General features: G+C 57.8%; 15 protein-coding genes. 2 read left to right on the forward strand and 13 right to left on the reverse strand.

What is annotated here, in order from left to right:
* Positions 1 to 3: 3 nt before the first annotated feature.
* The 9 genes from scpA to EPK99_RS01915 form a co-directional block, all read right to left on the reverse strand.
* Complete coding sequence (gene scpA / locus EPK99_RS01875; protein ID WP_128440932.1) at positions 4 to 2,139, reverse strand: methylmalonyl-CoA mutase; 2,136 nt, start codon at positions 2,137 to 2,139, stop codon at positions 4 to 6.
* Positions 2,139 to 4,145: an acetyl-CoA carboxylase biotin carboxylase subunit gene (locus tag EPK99_RS01880; protein WP_128440933.1), complete on the reverse strand. Its 2,007-nt coding sequence runs from the start codon at positions 4,143 to 4,145 to the stop codon at positions 2,139 to 2,141. The genes scpA and EPK99_RS01880 overlap by 1 nt, the downstream gene beginning before the upstream one ends.
* A 155-nt stretch (positions 4,146 to 4,300) precedes the next feature.
* Entirely contained in the window at positions 4,301 to 5,833 is a 1,533-nt protein-coding gene (locus tag EPK99_RS01885) for an acyl-CoA carboxylase subunit beta (protein WP_128440934.1), read from the reverse strand.
* Positions 5,834 to 5,978: 145 nt separating this feature from the next.
* Positions 5,979 to 7,178 carry an ABC transporter permease gene (locus EPK99_RS01890; protein WP_128440935.1) on the reverse strand — a complete coding sequence of 400 codons (1,200 nt, stop codon included), beginning with the start codon at positions 7,176 to 7,178 and terminating at the stop codon, positions 5,979 to 5,981.
* A gap of 5 nt (positions 7,179 to 7,183) precedes the next feature.
* Positions 7,184 to 8,326: an ABC transporter permease gene (locus EPK99_RS01895; protein WP_128440936.1), complete on the reverse strand. Its 1,143-nt coding sequence runs from the start codon at positions 8,324 to 8,326 to the stop codon at positions 7,184 to 7,186.
* The gene (locus tag EPK99_RS01900) at positions 8,326 to 9,024 is read right to left on the reverse strand and encodes an ABC transporter ATP-binding protein (protein ID WP_128440937.1); all 699 of its coding nucleotides are present in this window, start codon (positions 9,022 to 9,024) and stop codon (positions 8,326 to 8,328) included. Before EPK99_RS01900 ends, EPK99_RS01895 begins: the two co-directional genes overlap by 1 nt.
* On the reverse strand, positions 9,021 to 10,142 hold the full coding sequence (locus EPK99_RS01905) for an efflux RND transporter periplasmic adaptor subunit (RefSeq protein ID WP_128440938.1): 1,122 nt from the start codon (positions 10,140 to 10,142) through the stop codon (positions 9,021 to 9,023). Before EPK99_RS01905 ends, EPK99_RS01900 begins: the two co-directional genes overlap by 4 nt.
* Before the next feature lie 45 nt (positions 10,143 to 10,187).
* The gene (locus EPK99_RS01910; protein WP_128440939.1) at positions 10,188 to 11,234 is read right to left on the reverse strand and encodes a helix-turn-helix domain-containing protein; all 1,047 of its coding nucleotides are present in this window, start codon (positions 11,232 to 11,234) and stop codon (positions 10,188 to 10,190) included.
* A 223-nt stretch (positions 11,235 to 11,457) separates the two neighbouring features.
* A complete protein-coding gene (locus EPK99_RS01915; RefSeq protein WP_128440940.1) occupies positions 11,458 to 12,372 on the reverse strand; it encodes a TIM barrel protein in 915 nt (304 codons plus the stop codon).
* A 626-nt stretch (positions 12,373 to 12,998) separates the two neighbouring features.
* On the opposite strand from EPK99_RS01915, the gene EPK99_RS01930 reads away from it, so the two are divergent.
* Positions 12,999 to 14,804, forward strand: a complete 1,806-nt coding sequence (locus EPK99_RS01930; RefSeq protein WP_128440942.1) for an alpha/beta fold hydrolase — start codon at positions 12,999 to 13,001, stop codon at positions 14,802 to 14,804.
* A 32-nt stretch (positions 14,805 to 14,836) separates the two neighbouring features.
* On the opposite strand, the gene EPK99_RS01935 is transcribed toward EPK99_RS01930, so the two are convergent.
* Positions 14,837 to 15,607: a polysaccharide deacetylase family protein gene (locus EPK99_RS01935; protein WP_128440943.1), complete on the reverse strand. Its 771-nt coding sequence runs from the start codon at positions 15,605 to 15,607 to the stop codon at positions 14,837 to 14,839.
* Between the two features lie 63 nt (positions 15,608 to 15,670).
* Positions 15,671 to 16,786, reverse strand: a complete 1,116-nt coding sequence (locus EPK99_RS01940) for a glycosyltransferase (protein WP_128440944.1) — start codon at positions 16,784 to 16,786, stop codon at positions 15,671 to 15,673.
* A 120-nt stretch (positions 16,787 to 16,906) separates the two neighbouring features.
* On the opposite strand from EPK99_RS01940, the gene EPK99_RS01945 reads away from it, so the two are divergent.
* Positions 16,907 to 18,337, forward strand: coding sequence for a lipopolysaccharide biosynthesis protein (locus tag EPK99_RS01945; protein WP_128440945.1), 1,431 nt, complete (start codon positions 16,907 to 16,909; stop codon positions 18,335 to 18,337).
* Positions 18,338 to 18,365: 28 nt separating this feature from the next.
* On the opposite strand, the gene EPK99_RS26025 is transcribed toward EPK99_RS01945, so the two are convergent.
* A complete protein-coding gene (locus tag EPK99_RS26025) occupies positions 18,366 to 19,016 on the reverse strand; it encodes a glycosyltransferase family 4 protein (RefSeq protein WP_425374174.1) in 651 nt (216 codons plus the stop codon).
* A gap of 437 nt (positions 19,017 to 19,453) precedes the next feature.
* The gene (locus EPK99_RS01955) at positions 19,454 to 20,785 is read right to left on the reverse strand and encodes an O-antigen ligase family protein (RefSeq protein ID WP_128440947.1); all 1,332 of its coding nucleotides are present in this window, start codon (positions 20,783 to 20,785) and stop codon (positions 19,454 to 19,456) included.
* Positions 20,786 to 20,799: the final 14 nt, after the last annotated feature.

The following is a 20,799-nucleotide window of genomic DNA, read 5'->3' on the forward strand; positions in this document are numbered from 1 at the left end:
ATGTCAGACGTTTCTGCGTTTGCCTTCGAGGATGTCCACGATGTGATTGGCAGCCTCGATCACATTGGTGCCGGGCCCGAATACGGCGGCAACGCCGTTTTGTTTGAGGAAGTCGTAATCCTGACGCGGTATGACGCCGCCACATATTACGACGATGTCACGGCCCGCGGCTTGCCTGAGCTGGGCCACAAGCTGGGGCAGCAAGGTCTTGTGGCCGGCCGCCAATGAGGAAACGCCGACGATATCGACATCCTCTCGAACGGCCATGGCGGCTGCCTCTCCAGGCGTCTGGAACAGCGGCCCCGCGACGACATCGAAGCCGAGGTCCCCGAACGCCGACGCGATCACCTTCGCACCGCGGTCGTGGCCGTCCTGGCCAAGCTTGGCCACCAGGATCCTAGGCTTGCGGCCAAGCCCACCTGCAGCTTTCGCCAAACGCTCCGTCAGAACAAGGAATTCAGGCTCGCCGCGATAGGCATCGGCATAGATGTCCGCGACGACACTGGATGTCGCTTCGTGACTGCCAAAAGCCTGTCGCATGGCGTCGGAGATTTCCCCTAACGTTGCGCGGGCGCGGGCAGCTTCGATAGCCACCGCCAGGAGATTGCCCTCGCCTGTTTCGGCAGCCTCCTCCAGAACGGCGAGCGCCGCCGCCACCCGTTTGGGATCGCGTTGGCGCCGAACTTCCGCAAGCCGTTTGATCTGCGCAATCCTGACAGCCGAATTGTCTATGTCCAGAATGTCGAGCGGGTCTTCGTTTTCAAGCCGGTAGCGGTTGACGCCGACGATCACCGCCTCGCCTTTGTCGATAGCGGCCTGCCGGCGCGTGGCCGCTTCTTCGATCAGCCGCTTCGGCAGCCCGTCGGCAACAGCCTTGGTCATCCCACCCATGGCCTCGACCTCTTCCATCAACGCCCAGGCTTTGTCGGCCAGATCTTTCGTCAAGCTCTCGACATAGTAGGATCCGGCCAGTGGATCCACGACACTGGTCACACCCGTCTCGTGCTGCAGGATCAGTTGTGTGTTGCGGGCGATGCGTGCCGAAAACTCGGTCGGCAGGGCGATGGCCTCGTCAAACGCGTTGGTGTGGAGCGACTGTGTGCCGCCCAGAACGGCGGACATGGCCTCGAATGCCGTGCGGACGATATTGTTGTAGGGATCCTGCTCGGCAAGTGACACACCCGATGTCTGGCAATGGGTGCGCAGCATCAGGGAGGACTGCTTCTTCGGATCGAATTCCGACATGATCCGCGACCAGAGCAGGCGGGCTGCCCGCAGCTTTGCTGCTTCCATGAAGAAATTCATGCCGATGGCGAAAAAGAAGGAGAGGCGACCGGCGAACTCGTCCACGGACAGCCCCTTGGCCAACGCCGCGCGGACATATTCGCGACCATCGGCTAGCGTGAAGGCCAGTTCCTGCACCAGCGTCGCGCCGGCTTCCTGCATATGGTAGCCGGAGATGGAGATCGAATTGAATTTCGGCATTTCCTTTGCCGTATATTCGATGATGTCGGCAACGATCCGCATCGAAGGTTCTGGCGGATAAATATAGGTGTTGCGGACCATGAACTCCTTGAGGATATCGTTCTGGATGGTCCCGGATAATGCGCTTTTTGGGACGCCCTGCTCTTCGCCCGCGACGATGAAGGAGGCAAGGATGGGGATGACTGCGCCGTTCATGGTCATCGACACGGACATTTCGCCGAGCGGAATGTTGTCGAACAGGATCTTCATGTCCTCGACGGTGTCTATCGCCACTCCCGCCTTGCCGACATCGCCTTCGACGCGGGGATGATCGCTGTCATAACCGCGATGGGTGGCAAGATCGAAGGCCACAGAGAGCCCCTTCTGTCCGGCGGACAGATTGCGCCGGTAGAAAGCATTGGATTCCTCAGCCGTCGAAAAGCCCGCATATTGGCGGATTGTCCAGGGCCGACCGGCATACATGGTCGCCCTCGGCCCGCGCACAAAAGGCGCAAAGCCCGGCAAGCCGTCGAGATGATCCATGCCATCCAGGTCGGCAGCGGTGTAAAGCGGCTTGACGTCGATGCCCTCGGGCGTCTGCCATGTCAGATTGTCCGGTGACGCGCGAAGCTCGCTTTCCGCGAGCTTCTGCCAGTCCGTGATGTCTTTGGCCATCACTCAAACTCCATGATGAGTTCGTTCACGGCAAGGCTTTGGCCAAGCGTAGCTGCAATCCGTTTGACCACTGTCTTTTTCTCGGCTTTCAGCACGTTCTCCATCTTCATCGCTTCGACGGTTGCAAGCGCCTGCCCGAATTCGATCTGGTCACCCTCCTTCACACGTATGGAGGTTATGACACCCGGCATCGGGCAGAGAAGCATTTTCGACGTATCCGGAGGCAATTTCTTCGGCATAAGAGATGCAAGCTCAGCCACGCGGGGCTCCCGAACGTTGACTGCCAAGTCGATACCGCTCCAGCGCAGGCGAATTGCCGCACCCGACAGCTCGGTTTTTATGCCGATCTCATCTCCATTGACCATGAATACGGCATGAGTCATGCCGGGTTTCCAGTTACTTTCGACGGCAAATAACGCGCCGTCGTTGAACCCCACGACGATGCCGCCGCCTGTCTGCAGCTCGATCGACACCGGATAAGCCATATCACCGAAACTGACGACCCAGTCGGAACCGATGACGCGGCGATGGTAGCCGATCGTGCCCGAGATCTCCCCTGCCCGCGCCTGGACCTTGTGGTTGATGAAGCCAGCCACGGCAGCAAGCCGCTTCGCTGCCGCAGCATCGGGCGTCACACCATGGAAACCGTCCGGAAATTCTTCGGCTATGAAGGCGGTCGTCAGCCGTCCGTCCTGGAAGCGGGCATGGTCCATAACGGCAGACAGGAACGGCAGATTGTTGCCGACGCCCTCCACCTCGAAATCGTTGAGTGCACGCGCCATTGCCGCAATGGCCGATGCCCGGTCCTCGCCCCAGCTGCAAAGCTTGGCGATCATCGGATCGTAGTAGATCGAAATCTCGCCGCCTTCGTATACGCCAGTATCGTTGCGGATAATCGTTCCGTCCGTGAGTCCGCCCTCAGTGGGTGGGCGGTAACGTGACAGGCGCCCGGTGGACGGCAGAAAGTTCCGGTAGGGATCTTCGGCGTAAAGACGGCTTTCGATCGCCCAGCCATTGAGCTTCACGTCATCCTGACCGAAAGAGAGCTTTTCGCCGGCCGCCACCCGGATCATCTGTTCCACGAGATCGAGCCCCGTGACGAGTTCCGTGACCGGATGCTCCACCTGCAGACGCGTATTCATTTCAAGGAAATAGAAATTGCGGTTGCCATCGACGATAAATTCCACCGTGCCGGCGGAAAAGTAGCCGACTGCCTTTGCAAGCGCCACAGCCTGCTCACCCATCGCCTTGCGGGTGCCGGCATCGAGAAAGGGAGACGGCGCCTCCTCGATAACTTTCTGGTTTCGTCGTTGGATCGAGCATTCGCGTTCGCCGAGATAGACGATATTGCCATGCTGGTCGCCGAGCACCTGGATCTCGATATGCCGAGGCTGCTCTACGAATTTTTCGATGAAGATGCGGTCGTCTCCGAAAGAATTCTTCGCCTCGCTTTTCGAGGCGCGAAAGCCGTCACGGGCTTCCTCGTCGTCCCAAGCGATGCGCATTCCTTTGCCGCCACCGCCGGCAGACGCCTTGATCATCACCGGGTAACCGATCGATGCCGATATCGTAGCCGCTTCATCGGCATCTTCGATCAGACCCATATGGCCCGGCACGGTGGAAACACCCGCCTCTGCAGCGAGTTTCTTCGAGGTGATCTTGTCACCCATCGCCTCGATCGCCCCGACCGGCGGTCCCAGGAAGACAACGCCTTCCCGTTCCAGTGCCTGGGCGAACACCGGATTTTCGGAGAGAAAACCATAGCCGGGATGGACGGCATCGGCTCCTGTGTTGCGGATTGCTTTGAGGATGGCATCGATGGAGAGATAGGATTGCGATGAAGGCGCCGGGCCGATGGCCACGGCTTCGTCTGCCATTTTCACATGAAGTGCGTCGCGGTCTGCTTCCGAGTAAACAGCGACTGTGGCAATGCCCATCTTCCGGGCCGTTTTGATCACCCGGCAGGCAATCTCGCCACGATTGGCAATCAGGATTTTAGAAAACATGCCCAGCCCTGTTCTTACACTAAAGCGTGTCGCGATCTTTCAGAGTAGCTTTCCACGCTTTAAGCCTTTGTTTTATCGCATGTCGTTGACGCAAAACCGATACACACTTTTGCGCGACATGCTGTAATAACATTGAAGTGCCGTTTGAAATGAACTCAAAGCGGGATCGTGTCGTGCTTCTTCCAATGGGTGGCGACTTTCTTGTGCCTGAGCGAAGCAAAGGCGCGGGCAATCCGCCGGCGAGACGAGTGCGGCATGATCACTTCATCGATAAAGCCGCGCTCGGCCGCGATGAAGGGATTGGCGAAACGCTCTTCATACTCCTTCGTGCGCGCTGCGATCTTTTCGGGATCGCCCAATTCGGATCGGTAGAGGATTTCGGCTGCCCCCTTGGCGCCCATGACGGCGATTTCCGCGGTCGGCCAGGCATAATTGATATCCGCGCCGATATGCTTCGATGCCATCACGTCATAGGCGCCGCCATAGGCCTTGCGGGTGATCAGCGTCACCATCGGAACGGTCGCTTCGGAATAGGCGAACAGCAGCTTGGCGCCGTGCTTGATCACCCCCCCATACTCCTGCGCCACGCCCGGCAGGAAGCCCGGCACATCGACAAGTGTCAGGATAGGGATCGAGAAAGCATCGCAGAACCGCACGAAACGCGCCGCCTTGCGGGAGGAATCGATATCCAGGCAGCCGGCCAGCACCATGGGCTGGTTGGCGACGACGCCCACCGTTTGTCCTTCGATCCGGATGAAACCGGTGATGATGTTGCGCGCAAAGGCCTCCTGCACCTCAAGGAAATCACCCTCGTCGGCAATGGCGAGGATCGGCTCCTTCATGTCGTAAGGCTGGTTCGAAGAAGCCGGCAGCAACGTATCGAGTTTCATCTCGATCCGGGCCGGATCGTCGTAAAACGGTCGGACGGGTGGAGCATCGCGGTTGCTGAGCGGCAGGAAATCGAAAAGCCGCCGCACGGCCTCCAGCGCTTCGACATCGTTTTCGAATGCCGCGTCGGCGACCGAAGATTTTTGCGTATGGGTGCGCGCACCGCCCAGCTCTTCCGCGGTGACGATTTCGTTCGTCACCGTCTTCACCACATCCGGTCCGGTAACGAACATGTAGGATGTGTCGCGGACCATATAGATGAAGTCGGTCATGGCAGGCGAATAAACGGCGCCGCCCGCGCATGGACCCATGATGACGGAGATCTGCGGGATAACGCCAGAGACTTCCGCATTGCGTCGGAAGACCTCGGCATAGCCACCCAGAGAGGCGACGCCTTCCTGGATGCGCGCGCCGCCCGAGTCGTTGAGACCGATGACAGGCGCCCCGTTTCTTACCGCCATGTCCATGATCTTGCAGATTTTTTGCGCATGGGTTTCCGACAGGGAGCCGCCAAAGACTGTGAAATCCTGCGAGAAGACATAGACCTGCCGACCGTTGATCGTGCCCCAGCCGGTCACGACACCGTCGCCGGCAATCTTCTGGCTTTCCATGCCGAAGTCGGTGCAGCGGTGCGTGACATACATATCGTATTCTTCGAACGAACCCGCATCGAGCAGGACATCCAGCCTTTCGCGCGCCGTTAACTTGCCTTTGGCGTGCTGGGCCGCAATGCGTCGCTCCCCACCGCCAAGTCTCGCTTCGGCGCGGCGTTCTTCCACCTCTCCCAGAACTGAGTGCATGATGTCTCCTTCCACCACCATGTTGTTAGCCGATCACGGCCACTCTGAAAACGCCTGAGGATGGGCAAATGTATTATTATAAAAATGTAATATTGAAATTGGGCTTCGCTCTGGCTCGTGGCTTAGTGTCAGACCGGGCTGTGAACTAACCCCGTGCCCGAAGTGCCGCCGTTAGCGGCAGCCTTGTCGCGGCAATAGCGGGAAGCGCGCCGCCGATAATGCCGATGGCGAGACCGAGAAGGCCGGCCGTCAGCATGACACTGGGGGTGACGGCGAGTTGAAAGGCCATGCGCGCATTGTTTACCCCGACAGTGCTCGCCTGCCAGCCGTTGAAGATCAGCCAGGACGCAATTATTCCCAGAACGGCGCCGGCACTCGCGAGGATGACGGCTTCAACCCATGTTCCGATAAAGGCCGAAAGGCGGCCGAAGCCGAGAGCGCGGACCGTGGCAATCTCCACAGTCCTGTCGGAGACAGAACTCATCATCGTGTTGAGCGCACCCGCAGTGGCGCCCACAGCCATGAGAAGGGCAACCGGCCAGCCGAACAGGCGGATGAGATTTGCCGTACGTCCAGACTGCGCGGCATAGAGATCGGCCTCCGAAACAGCGACAAGTGGTATCGCCGTGATGGTGGCTAGCTTGTCCTGCAGGACCTTGAGCGAGGCGGAGCTGGTGAGACGCAAGCGAAGGCTCTGGATCTGGCCTTGCCGTTCGAAGGCGGCGCGCACCGCATCGAGATCCGCCCATATTTCGGATTCAAACGCGCTGCCATGGGCGGAAAAATGGCCCGTCACTGTCCAGTCGACAGCCCCAAGCCTGACCGTATCGCCGACGCCCAGGCCGAATTCGGCGGCGAGGCGATCGCCGACAACGATCTCGCGTGCGCCTGACGTGAAGAACCGTCCTTGCGACAGCGTAATACCCTCACGGATGGAAGGGCCGTCCGCGTCCATGCCTCTCAGCGCCAGCGTCCGGGTCGTGCCGTCTACAAATTGCTTCACGTCGACAGGGACGACGATTTCGCGGGAGGAGATGAGACTGCCGGTCGACTCACGGGAAACACCTATATCGTCGGTCATCGCGTAAAGCGTGCGGATGGCGTCCGCCGGGATATCCGACCCCGCTTCCTGATTGGTGCCGCCGCCGAGAATGACGGCGACCATTGGCGAGCCGGCACCGGTCAGCGCCACTTCGAAACCTTTCGCCATAGCGAGAAATCCGGCGAGAACGCAGACGACCAAAGAGATCGACAGGGCCATCGACACGGAAATGGCCAGGCGGCGCCGCAGACTGAAAATATTGGCATGGATCATAACACATGCCTGTTTGATGAAGGTGGACATGGAGGCTACCTTGCTCTGAGAGCATTGATGATGGGGGTGCGCATCGCGTTGAAGGCCGGCAGCGCGCTCGTGACAAGGCCAAGAGCGGCTATGATTGCCAGTCCTTTGGCCAGAACCGACAGTGAGAAGACCAGCCCCAGTTCGGGACCGGATATCATGGTTGCGAGCTTCGCCAGGACAAGGCCAAGGCTGCCGCCAACGGCGAAGACGAAGAGAGTTTCGCCGAGAATAAGCGTCATGATCCCGAGACGCGAGAAGCCGAGCGTCTTCAGCACGCCGATCTCGAAGGTGCGTTCGCGCACGGCAAAGACCATGGTGTTGACCACGATCATCAACAGGGTGACGAAAGCCGCTCCGACGACAAGGTTCACGATCAGGCCGATATCTGCATATTGTCGCAGGAAGGCTTCCAGGAACTGCTTTTCCGACTGGGTGCGGGTTGGCGCTGCGGAGTTGGCGAAGAGTGCATCTATCCGAGCGGCAAGCTCTCCCGACGGCACGCCGTCGCGCGGGCGGACAATGAAGGCATCGACCGTATCCTTAGCCCGTGCGCGGGCGGTATTCACATAGTCGTATCGGGCAATCATGAAATAGGTGTCGGTGGCGGCATTCTCGCCTTCGAAGATGCCGGCGATCTCAAATCGCCAGTCGCGCCCGCCATCTTCCTTTCGGGTGTCGAAGGCAGTGACAGCGACACGCTGGCCGACACGCCATCCTTGCGCATTGGCCAAGGCGCGGCCAACCAAAACCCTGTCCCGCCCCTCCCCGATTGCCTTAACCAGTTCAGGCGTCAGGCCGAGGCCCTTGCCGTTCACGGTCATCAGCAGGTCGGGATCTGCCGCACTGACGGCAACGACATTCCTGTCGATATCCACGAAGCCGCGCAGGCGGGTCATGTAGCCCACCGCCGCAATATCGGGATCGGCAGCAAGCCGAGACATGTACGCGATCGGCAGCGGCTCTGTTCGGCCACTGGCACTCATGACGCCGAGAATATCGTCGCTTGCTGCAGATGTGCCTTGCGTGCCGGCGAGAAAGCTTGCGGTCAGACCATAGATCAGGAAGGCGACCGCGATGCAGACGATAAGAAGCACGGTGCGCATCGGCTTTCGCCAGGCATTTTTCCGAGCGAGATCCAAGAACATCATCAGGCCGCCCTCTTCTCTTCATGGAAATTCCCCTTGTCGAGATGCAGCGTCCGGTTGGCGTAAAGTGCAGCCTGCGGATCGTGAGTCACCATGACAATGGTCTTCTCCATTTCCTGGTTGAGAAAACGCAGCATGCCGAGAACCTCGTCGGCAGACTTGCGGTCGAGATCGCCGGTCGGCTCATCGCAAAGCAGCAGGCCCGGATCGGAGACGATGGCGCGAGCAATGCCGACGCGCTGCTGCTCACCGCCGGACATCATGGCCGGATATTGTTTTTCACGCCCTGCCAGGCCGACGAGATCGAGGACTTTTTCGACCCGATTACGTCGATCCTTGCGGGAGAGCGGCTTCAGCAGAAGCGGTAGCTCGACATTCTCGGCGGCTGTGAGCATGGGCAGCAGATTGTAGAACTGGAAGACGATGCCCATGTTATGCGCCCGCCAGGACGAGCGGGCCGACTCTCCCATCTGGTCCAGCCGGCTTGTGCCAATTCGCAAGGTGCCCGCATCCGGACCATCAATGCCGGCCAGCATGTTGAGCAGGGTCGACTTGCCTGATCCCGACGGCCCCATGACCGCAACGAAATCGCCGCGCGGGATGGAGAGGTCAAGGTCGGAAAAGATCGGAATTGCTTCTGCGCCGAGGCGGTATCCCTTCCTGATGCTGCTGATAGCGATATAGGGAGTATTCTCTGTCATTGTGCTGGTTCTCCTGATGTGTCGAGGGCGATGCGGATGCGGGCCGCCATGTTCGGCCGGATGCCTTCGGGCGGATTGTCGAGCGCCAGGCGCAGAGCGATGGTGCCTTTATCGGCCGAGGCAACTGGAGCCAGCCGCAGCACTTCGATGGTGAAAGGCCGCCCCGGGAAGCCGTCGAGAACCGCTTCGCCGCGAAGACCGGGCCTGAGAGATGCAATATTGGTTTCCGCGACATCCGCGTCGATGACGAGGCTTTTAGTGTCGGTGATGGTGAGCAGGCTCTGGCTTTCCCGAACGCTGTCAACCCGCGCCAGTACCGTATCGCCGACATGGGCGTCGAGGCGGGTGACCGTGCCGGCGAACGGCGCACGAATGATCAATTCCTCCAGCCGTTCCTGGGCGATGCGGATGGCAAGATCTGCGTTACCGGAAGATTGCCGCGCCTGCGCCACCGTGTTTGATGCCCGCTCCATGACGGCACGCGCAGCTTCAAGCGCCTGCCTTGAGGTCGCGTCGCGAGCGGCGAGGATTTCTGCCCTGTTCAGCAACGTGCCGGCTTGTGCAAGGTCGATCCTAGAGGCGGCAAGGACCAGTTCGGCCTGAGCCTTCGCGTCTGTCGCCTGATCGAGCGCGAAACGGGCGCCTGCATCGTAGAGCGTGATCAGAACCTGACCCGCCTGGACGGCACCGCCTGCCTCGACAGTGATGTCCGTGATCCTGCCTTCGTACTTGGAGAAAACCGTCGTCATCCGCGGCGCGACAACAAAGCCGGAGCCGGTGACTTCGCGCCTGGCTGGAATCGAATGGGAGATGGCGGAGCGCTCCGCAATGCGCTCGCTCTGGCCGCTCGTCGTGACGACGGAGCCGGCCGCCGAGCGCTTCGGGTCTGAAAGGGCACCTGCCATGGTCTCAAACTGGCGAACCACATCGGAGCGATATAAGAAAGCTCCGAGTGCTGCCCCGACCATCAGTGCCGAAAGGCAGGCAGGCAAAACGAGACGCCGGAGCATCGGCTTCGGCGGCTGGATGTCGTAAGAGAGAGCTTCAAGCGATAGAGACTTCAACGTCTCCGCGCGCCTTCGGCCGTGTTCGGTGAGAATGTCGACATGTGTGTTCATGCCGGCATCATGGCCTGCATGAACGCAAATGAGACCTGAAACGCGTTATGGGTCGTGCTTGATCGCGATCCGGGCCGCCCGAGCCTTCTGCTCCCGCCATTCGAGCGGCGACATTTCCGTGACGCGGCGGAATTCGCGATTGAAGTTGGATTTTGTCTGAAAACCCACCTCGAACATGATCTCGGTCACGGCTTTGTCCGTTTCTACGAGCAATTCGCAAGCCTCGGCGATCCGGTGCTCGTTGACATATTGCGAAACGTTCTTGCCGGTCGCCCGATTGATCGCCACCGAAACCTGCCGCGCGGGAACACCGAGCTTTCGCGCCATCCGGTCGAGATTGAGATCGGCGTCACGATAGACATGTTTCATCGCCATCAACGTCTCGACAGCCGCCAGCGTTTCCTTATCCCCATATGTTTCGGTCGGAGCAGTCGCGTCGATCGTCTCCGTCGCCGATTGGCTTCTGCTCGCGGTCGCCGCGGCAATCGACAGGAGGACCAGTGAAGCGAGGTTGCCGACAGCGATTAGCGGCGGGGTATGTTCTCCCCGCATCCATGTCATGTCGACAAACACGAAGGTATCGACGGCTGCGGAGAAAAGCAGCGCGAGAGCGGCAAAGAGGATTGCTTGATAGGCGGGCACTGCCTCTTCGAACGGCGCAAGGCGCAGCGCATCCGTCCCGGTGCGCATCAGCAACAGGATCGCAACGGCATAGCCGAGGAAAATAAGCACGAGCGCCATGTCGATGGGATCGCGCCATGTCGCCAGCAGCACGACGATTGCGACCATTGGAAGGGCATGGAGAATAAGACGGTTCGCCAGGGGCGCGCGGCTCCTGCGCACCAGTTTCGTCACCCCCACATAGGCGAGCGGCGGCACGGCGGCGGCACTTACCGGTGCAAGATACATGATGGCGCCCTGTACGCCATATCCCCAGCGCAGGCCGGAGAGCAGAGAAAGGAACGCGCTGACCAGGATAAGCGCCAAGAGCGGGCGGTTTGCAGGGCGCTCTTCGCCCAACTGCCGCACTGAGGCGCCAAAGAGGACGAGCAGAAGAATGGCGACAACGAAGGAAAGGGGTACGAATGGCATGAAATCCGACGCAGGAATGGGAGAGAGGACTTGAGAAAGAAACCTCAACTACTCTGTCCGGCAAGACAAATCCTGGCGACCTTTATCATGTTCCAGGTCTGATAGCGCCCGATTCAAACACCCGGAGGGCCGGGATACTGGCTCAGAACTGTTGGAACCTCCTTGGGGCACTGCCTTCCTTTCCGCGGTACATCCCCGCGGAAAGGAGGGCAACCGCACCATCTTACTCAGCGGCAACAGATAGGCGCTCGGCGTTCAGGGCAATCAGATCCTTGGCGCGTTTCAGGCTTGCGGGCTGTTCGGCATGGTAGCGGCGACCGATTTCCATCATCAGAACCGTTTCAGGCAGGAAGGTGAGTTCCGAGAAAATCGCTTCCCAATCGATATCGCCCCAACCGAGCGGCATGTGCAGATCGCCGATGCCGAGCGCGGTATTTTCCTGGACATGGTATGGCTTGTAGAAAGCCTGCGGGCGGCCGAAACTGTCGTGGACATGCAGATGGCCAGTAACCGGTGCCATTGCCCGCAACTCGTTGCGGAAATCCAGGCCGCGATAGGTGGATTCTATATAGGCATGGCTGAAGTCTATCAGCGCCACGAGGTTAGGGTGGCCGACGGTCTTCACGGTTTCTGCGATCTGGGTCGGCGTCTGGCGATACTGCCCCAGTTCCGTGGTGAAAATATTCTCGAACGCGATCCGCACGCCATAGGGCTTACAGAACTCTGCCAGTTCATACAGAGCTTCCCGCTCGCGCTTGTCGGCATCGGCGCGCTCCACCAACTGTTCAGCGCGCAAATTACCACCATGCTGCACCAGGATGCGGGCGCCGATGCGGTCGCAGATGACCGCAAGCGCTTTTGCGGCGTCGAGCTGATAACGGCATGTGTCCGGGTCCATGAAATTGGACGACACAAGCCCGTGTACAGTATAGCGGAAATTGAACTGTTTCGTCAGGGCGACGAGCCTCTCAGCCCGCTCCTCGATAATCCGCCCGCCGGCTATGAGGTCAAGGCTGGTGAGACCGAGCTCGACAGTTTCGACACCGATGTCGGCAAGTACGCGCAGTTCCTGGTCGAGGCTCGCGAATTCTCCGTCGGTGGAGCCGGCATTGAAGCCCGTGCCAATGATGTTACCCATATTCGGTGTTCCTTCTTCAGGCGGATTGAGATTGGATTTTGCCGAGCAACTGCAGCGCAAGGTCCGGACTGTCAGATGGCTATTCTCCATTCCAGCCATGGTCGGATCAGCGCCTCGTCGTTGAGCGTCCAGACGCAGAGCCGGTCGAGCGGCAGCTTTCGGTGATGAGTGCCCATTCGGTCGACGCAGAATGGATGAATTTAAGATGTCCTTGACCCTAGCTCTAGGTTAAAAATATTACCTTGATGTGACGTTTGGGAGGAGGAGAAATGCGACATCTGGACAGCATAGCCAAAGCCTTTGGATAAAAACGGCCGGGAGATCAAACACTCACTGAACCGACAGGTTATCTCACTCTCGATCGCTCACTATCGGAAGATCCCAAGGCGCATCATTGCCTCTGGAGCGACCATAAAAGGAAAATTTAAGGGCCTGCATCCTAAGTGAGCGAATGCCTGTCTTGCTCATTAACTCTACGGCGTTATGCGTCGTATTTCCCTCTGTGGTAAGACAATCTGAACGACCCGAGGCTAACAGTTGCAAAGATGTCGTTGACGATAACCCACTCGCATTGTTCCGCTGGTTCCTCAGCAGGACCATCGCCATTTGAAGCAGAAAAGCCGTAGATGGACGAGATTGCCTTTGAGCGCGATAAAGACGGATTTGCTTTGCCTTCCGGCCAGAGACAGGCGGCTTTCCCCGTGGTCTTTCATAGCACTGTTGGCTTGTTCATGTCGTCTGACGACGCGGAACGCTCGAACACGGCAATTCTCTTTCTCAGTCCGTGGGGATTGGAGGAGATAAGCACACGGAAGTTTCGGCGATTGATTGCAGACGCATTGGCCGATCGAGGCATCCCCAGCCTTCGCTTCGACTACCCTGGCACCGGTGATGCTCTCGATCCACCAAGCTTCGAAAATGGCCTTGATGTATGGGAGCAAAGTGTCGTTGCTGGAGCCGAATTTCTGAAGTCTTTAGGATACAACCGCCTGATTTTGATCGGACAAGGCTTGGGGGGAACGCTGGCGGTCAAAACGGCAAGCCGCCTTGCTAATGTCGATGGCATTGCTCTGCTCGCACCCGCCTCCAAAGGCCGCGCACTTCTTCGGGAAATTTCCGTATGGGCGAAAGTGGTCGATAGCTACACGAACCTTAAAGTCGAAGAGGCACCCTCCGGGCGCATCACGATCGCCGGGCTGAGCATGCCGGATGAAATCGCGGCAGATATTCGAACGCTCGACCTTGTCTCGCTGCCTCATCCGCCAAATCGCAAATGGCTTGTGTTCAACCGCCCCGATCCTGGCGTGGCGAGCCTTATCTCTCATCTCCGCTCCCGCGGAGACGAGATAGAGGAACATCCGTTCCCCGGCTACCAGGAACTGATCGCCAATCCCTTGACCTCGAAGATCCCTTGCGAGGTGGTTTCGGCAATCTGCGATTGGGCACATCGAGTGAAGGACCATGCCCCGCAGGCGGACGGACGGCGTAGCCCAGGCTTCATCGCTTCGGGTATCCTTTCCGGCGACGGCTTTGTTGAAACGCCTGTCCGATTTGGTCTCTCTAACCGGCTTTACGGGATTGTTTGCCGCCCTGTCGGTCCCCGCACCGGCGCAACTGCCGTTCTCCTAGGCTCAGCCTATGATCGTCACTCCGGTTGGGGTCGCGTGACGACAGAGACAGCGCGCGCGCTTGCTCGGTCCGGGATAGCTTCATTGCGTTTTGACTGTGCAAACGTAGCGGACAGTCCGCCTTTGATGGGAGCACCGTCTCAGGTCCTGTACGACGAAAGCCAGTATGCAGATGTTTCAGATGCTCTGGATTGCATCGAGAGTGAGGGTTTGGCGCCCGCTATCGTGGTTGGCCGCTGCAGCGGGGCTTATCTCGGTTTCAGGAGCATTTTGAAAGACAAGGAGCGCATTTGCGGGGTCGTTGCGGCAAACCCTTTCACCTTCTATTGGGATAAAGAAAATCCGCGCGATCTGGTTTCAACGACCCAATCGCTCCAAACCTATGGGCGTAAAGCTTTGGATCTCGGCACAATAAAGCGGCTGATGAGAAGAGACGTCGACGTTAGGAGAGTTGCGAGGAACATTACAGCGGGAGCTATACACCGGATTACCGGGGTTCTTGGGACGCGACTTGCCTTCTACTGGCTTCAAACAACAGAGCAGAAATATACTATCCGGTATTTCAGATATGCACTCAATAATTCCATCCCTGTAGATCTTGTCTATTCCGCCGATGACATCGGGCTCGATAACCTGAAGCGTTATTTTCGGATCAAGGGGTCGACGCTAGATGGGTTCACTAATGTGGCCGTGGATATTATCGATGGTGCCGATCACAATCTGACACCAAAACACGCGAGACAGGTCTTTCAGGATCATATTCTGAAGATGGCGTTGAAATTTCGCCCCACACTACGCCTGTAATGGAAAGGCCCTGACGGCGGGAATAGACGTTATTAACGTATTACTCCAGCTAACACACCCGCTACAGTCGCAACCGGCAGATTCCGCCGCTCTACCTCTCCTACGACTTGTCGGAAATATTCAGGCGAACATCCGATATCTGTCGGCTTCCGCTTTACATCGTGGGTATAAAATATGATCCAGGCCGGCTTTGTCGCGAGGCGATCAAGGATGCGGCCAATGCCATCAAGTGTGCTGCTGCAGTCGTACAGTTCTTGAGCCTTGAGATGCGCCAGATCGACAAGGCCCGAGTTTGTCCCCGTCTGAATCCCTCGCAGGCTCGTGAACTGATGCCTGAGAACAAATTTGGAGCGAAGGTCCAGTTTTCCGAAAGGATACGCGAAAGACGTCGGAGCTCGTCCGTCCGTCAATTGAGCTATTTCTTTTTTGTTAAGCTCGACGTCGTCTAGGAGAGCGCCGGTCGGCGTTCTGTGGACGTCAAGATGCTTATGCGTGTGTGCGCCGATCTCGTGACCCCGTCGAAAAAGATCCGACACCGTATCCGGCCCGGCGATCTTCTGTCCGTTCTCGGAACGACCAGCAAGTCCGCCCGCGTAATAGAACGTGCCCCGCATACCCGCATCTTCCAAGGCGGGTGCCGCGGCATCAGCCGCCGATTGCGGGAAATCATCGAAAGTGAAGGATACGACTGGTCTGTTCAATTGCAGCATGTGTGGCCTGAACGGCACCATACGCGATAGCCGGCGAGATGACCCGCGAAGCAGGTTCACCGCCACCTCGTAGGTTGTTGCAGGCGCTGTCATCAGTAAACGCTTCCTTCAAATGCGCGGAATACCGCTGCGGCACCCTAGAATACTTTACGACGCCTAATGAAACCTTATCCCGATATTCTCCAAAGCATTGATTAATGCCCGAGCGGCATTCTCTACCGTAAAGTCTGCCGCACGTTCTTTGCCTCTTTGATTATCGTGGTATTGCAGAAGTTCTGCTTCTATAGCATCGGCAAGTGCGTGGGGATCATCAACCGGAACGAGGACGCCCCAGCGGCCGTTCTGTAAAACTTCGCGCGGGCCGTAGGGAGCATCCGTAGAGACGACCGGGAGCCCCCAGGAAAGAGCCTCGATAATCGCATTGCCCAGCCCTTCATGTCTGGACGCAGACACGAAGACCTCTGCTCGCTTGAGAAAGAGACCGGGATCATCCTGAAAACCGACGAGTTCTACAATTTCGCCGAGATTCAACCGGTGAATCTGCGCCTCCAGATCTGGCCGATCAGGTCCCTCGCCCACGATAATCAGCTTGATAGACCGGCGCTCCCGCAGAAGCGCAACCGCGTTCAGAAGGATGTCGAACCCTTTTTCTTTTGACAGCCTGCCGACGGCAACCAGAAGACCAGGTTCGACCAGGCATTCAAGAGCGTATATTTCGGCCAAGGATTGTGTAAGCACCGCGTTCGACCCCAGGACGACCGCACGCTGATCAGGAACCCGAAAGTGGTTGATGAGATCAAGGCGTACGCCTTCCGTCAGGGCAATGACGAGATCAGCACGGGGATAGAACATGGGTGCCAAGCGATAGGCTACGCGGTTTTGAGCATAAGGATCATTTGTCCTGGCCTGCAGCGGGCTCGCCACTTCGCGCAGCACAAGACGGGGACGCTTTGCTTTCGGGAGCAGTTGAACGGCTATGGAGGCCAAGACGTTTCCGCTAGCTTCTGCAGCAATCAGAACGGTCGGATTGCTGCTTGCCAAGGATGACAATAGCCTCGGCAAGGCAAAGGCCATCCTCAGTTTCTTCCCTCGACCGAGATCATGTATCGTTACCTTTGGATCCACAATCGAACGTAGAGGGCCGCTTGCGTCTAAAACCGCAATGCTGGCGGACAATCCGGCATTGGCTAGACCATTCGCTAGCAGGACCGCATCCCGCTGAGCCCCCCCTCCGGAGAAAGCCCGGACGAGGAAGCAGACATCATTCTTCATTTTCCTCTGGCTCCCCCTATTAAGCTTAAAAGGATTTAGCGTCGACACATGCACCCCTTCGACTCGCTAACATAGCCCAGCCTGCTTATAGAGGATGGCGTTCAATGTAGAGGTATCCGTGTGAAGGATCTGTTTTCGTCGATCTATCTTATATCGAGAATGGCGTCCGCGGTTCTGAATCTCGTTGCAATCGCCGTATTTACCCGCCTTTCGAGCCAGGAAGTATATGGCCAATACCTTATCGGGTTCGCATATGGATTTATCGTTTACAGTTTAGCCATACAGTGGCTGCTGAGTGCCCATTTCGGACAACAGTCGCGCCATCACGCGGAGCGCATAGCCACGACAGTCGTTATGCTGGCTATCATCTCGGTCTCAATTGGTGTGATCCTGATTGGCTTGACAGTGGCATGCAATGTCTTGTCTCTCAGCAACGGCTTCGGCTGCGCTGTCGTTCTTATTGGCCTGGCCGTCTATTTTGTTGCATCCGAGATCGGTCGCTCTCAATTGCGCGTCGTTCCGGTCACGATGGCGGCATTCCTTCGCAGCGGTCTTACCCTTGTGCTCGGCTCGCTGGCGCTGTGGAAGTTCCATTCCGCAACCTCTCTGTTGCTCGCCGTGTCGTCCGCGCATGTTCTCGCTGCCTTGCCTATCATAATCGTACTTCGGCGTTCTATCTGGGCAGTCGGGTTCGAGTGGCCTTCGCGGGAAAGCTATTGGCAGATCTGGTCCTACAGCTGGCCCCTGATCTTGGCAGGCGGAGCCGCTGCTGTCGCTGCCAGCATTGATCGCATTGTATTGGAGTATTTCTTCGGATCCGCCAAGATGGCGTCTTACGGGGTAATTCTCGACTTCATAAAGCAGAGCTTCATCATCGTCGGCGAAAGTGTTGCGATCTCGTACGTGTCGGTTGCAAAAGCGAAGCATGGCGATGGCGACGAGGAAAAATCCAGGGAGATGTTGACGATGGCCTTCGTCACCACCGCTTTTCTCGCTGCATTCGGAGTCATCTTCTTCCTCCTTCTAGGGGAACCGTTGTTTGGGATCTTGTTGGGCAAGGGTTATCTCGGCGCGACCGCCATCATCCCGTGGTTAGCCGTTGCCAATGCCTGCCTCATCCTGCGGGCCTATTATTTTGCTCAGGTAATATACTTTTCGAAGTCGGCTCGCCTCGAGCTCATTTCCACCTTGGTGGGGCTTGGTATCAGTTTCAGCCTTTGCCTATGGCTGGTCCCTATATTTGATGTCAATGGGGCGGCGATAGCGTTTACGATGGCGCAAGTGGGCGCGTTGTTGTGCATTTTGCTGGCCCGAAGCACCCGCCAGAATATGCCGGTGGATTTCCCGCGCCTGTGGATCATCGTCACTTCGGCCGGTGCAACGCTGATTACTGGCCTGTTCGTCCGGCTGATGCTGCCGGCAGAACTCGCCAACCTCTTCAACATAGCGTTGATAGCGGTGGTGGCCGGCACCTTGCTTGTTCGCTGGGACATGTTCGATGCCGGCGTGATTTGGCGCCGGCTGTATCAACAGGCCCGACTGGCCAAATAAGGCCACCGCGGCGAAGCTGTTTCGGTCGTTACCGACCATTGGCTCGTCCAGATCCGGAATGGTCGGGTTCCGCTAACAGATCCAGGTATGTTTGCACCATCGCATCCACGCCATGGTGAGCCCTTGCAGCTTCTGCGACCTCCTCGAGTTCCCGAGCATCAGGCGGATTGTCCAGAAACGTCTCGACCGCCCTGACGAAGGCTTGTGCGTCTCCAACTGGATGAAGAATCAAAGTTCGTTCCCGACCGGTAGCGCCAAGAACCTCTCGAAGGACGGGCAAATCGCTCGCCACGATGGGAAGACCCGCCATTTGCGCTTCAACCGCCGCCAGGCCGAACGTTTCCCAGGTGGAGGAGGAGAGATAAAGATCTGCTATAGCGAAAACACCGCCGAGTTCGGCACGATCGATGGAGCCCAGAAAATGCACGCGATCATGAACCTTTAGCTCGGAGGCCATCGATGCCAGCTCCTGCCTCAAAGGCCCATCGCCAGCTATAACGAAATGAAGATTGGGCAGTTGCGGTAGAGCTTTCAGGACCGTTGCGTGGTCTTTCTGCGGAGCAAGACGCCCAACCGCCACCATGACTTTAACTTGGGGCGATATGGCGAGGGCTTTCCTCCAGTCTTTCTGGCCGGTGGCTTTTGCCACCGGAATCACCCCATGCGGGATAATTCGCATCCGTTTCCTGAATGCGGACGGGAACTGCGAATAGGCCGCCGCTGTCGCCGCAGAGTTGGCGATTATGTCCGTGTACCCGCCGCTAACACCCGCCAATTTGTCCATGATCCGCCAACGGCGACGAATGGCTTCCGGCATCGCCGTCAAATGCGACAGGCGTTTTTCGACGCCGGCAATAGGGCCGATAATCGCCATCATGAGGCCGGCCGCTGCATGATAAGAAAAGACTGCGTCGTAGCGGCCCTTGAAAATATGTGCTGCGACCTGCCACAGATGTCCCAGCCGCTGGCCAATTGAACCTGATCGTATCAGAGCCACGGTATCGACATCTATGCCGTGAGATCGGAAACCCGATTCGATCATAGTTGTAAGCACCTGTACGCCACCTGGCTCTTCGCGGGAAACGAGCTGCAGGATTCGTTTGGATTCCGGCCTGTTCACGTACGTCGCCCATGAGCCTGCGACCACGCGTGCAAGCATCCAAGGGCGATCAGGAACGTGTACCAGATCGGGTTGCTGCGGTTGAACAGGATCGCCTCGAGAGAGGCATTCATCAGTGTGAACATCCAGACACTGGCGAAGAAAGCTAGGATAGCACGCTCCTCCTTGGATTTGAGGCCAAGCTTGACCTTCTGAATATGCCGGAATGGAAGAACCACCGTCCAAACAACGACCAGCGTCAATCCAAGCAAGCCGCCGGACAAAAACACGTCCAGAAATCCGTTATGCGCATGGGAAAAGGTGGTCGGCAGGGATACCGACGATGTCACTCCATATGCCATCCCCAGATCCCAGAATATCATATATCCGTAACCAAGGACCGGAGCCCGCGCAATTGCCTGAACCGCGATGCTCCAGGCATCCGTCCGCCCCGTAAATGTGGGATCGGGCAGAGCTGTCTTGAAAAAGGCCTCCAGCGACGGGAACAGAACTCCTCCAAGCGTGAAAAATACCATCACCAGGATCGGTATGTAGGCCACTGCGGCACTCGCAGTACGGGACCTTAGCCAGACAAGCAGAAACCCGCCGAACAGAGCCGGTATCGTTATCAGAATTGAAGTTTTTCCCTCTGACATGATCAGAAGACCGGCCGAGGAGATAACGATAGCAATTCCCCAGATGACGTTGTTTGTACGGGCCACGACAATGCCGAGAAAAATGAACAAGGCCGCCATCGCAGACAAATCGTTCTTATGGCCAAATATGCCGCGCCAGTTGCCGGCAAGAGGCTGTTCCGTTACGTCTCGCACTGTATGAATAGACAGATCCGGCACGAAAAGAACGCCCAGGTAAGAGGCGATGATGACCACCGTTGCGCATATTCCCAAGACCCTGATGAAGCTCGTCGCATCTTTGAATAAAAGCGGAACTGCATAGGCGATCTGGACAGTGATGGCTGCGAGAACGAGCCGGTTGAGGGCGAGCGACGGGTTTGCGGAAACAAGGCTTGTAACCGCTGACCAACTCAACACGGCAACGACGATCGGTATCTTCACCAGATCGAACACATGTCGCTTTTTCCCCTCCGCATACAGAAATGCGATGACGAGGGCCGAAATTGCCAAAGTCGTGTATTTGCGCAGATCGTTGGATTGGGTCGTGTCCTGTACCGCGGCATAGTCCTGGAGGCTCCGGAATGGCTGCATCTGCGTCCAGAAAGCGAGTGTTGCGATCATAAAAAGGAGAGCGCCCATGACGGGAACGGCATCGACACGCGTAATAGCGTTGATGAAAGAGCCTGCAGCGCTTCGAGCGGGATTTCTTGCCACCTCATTCCCCTTCA

The organism is Neorhizobium lilium (assembly GCF_004053875.1).
Taxonomy (GTDB): domain Bacteria; phylum Pseudomonadota; class Alphaproteobacteria; order Rhizobiales; family Rhizobiaceae; genus Neorhizobium; species Neorhizobium lilii.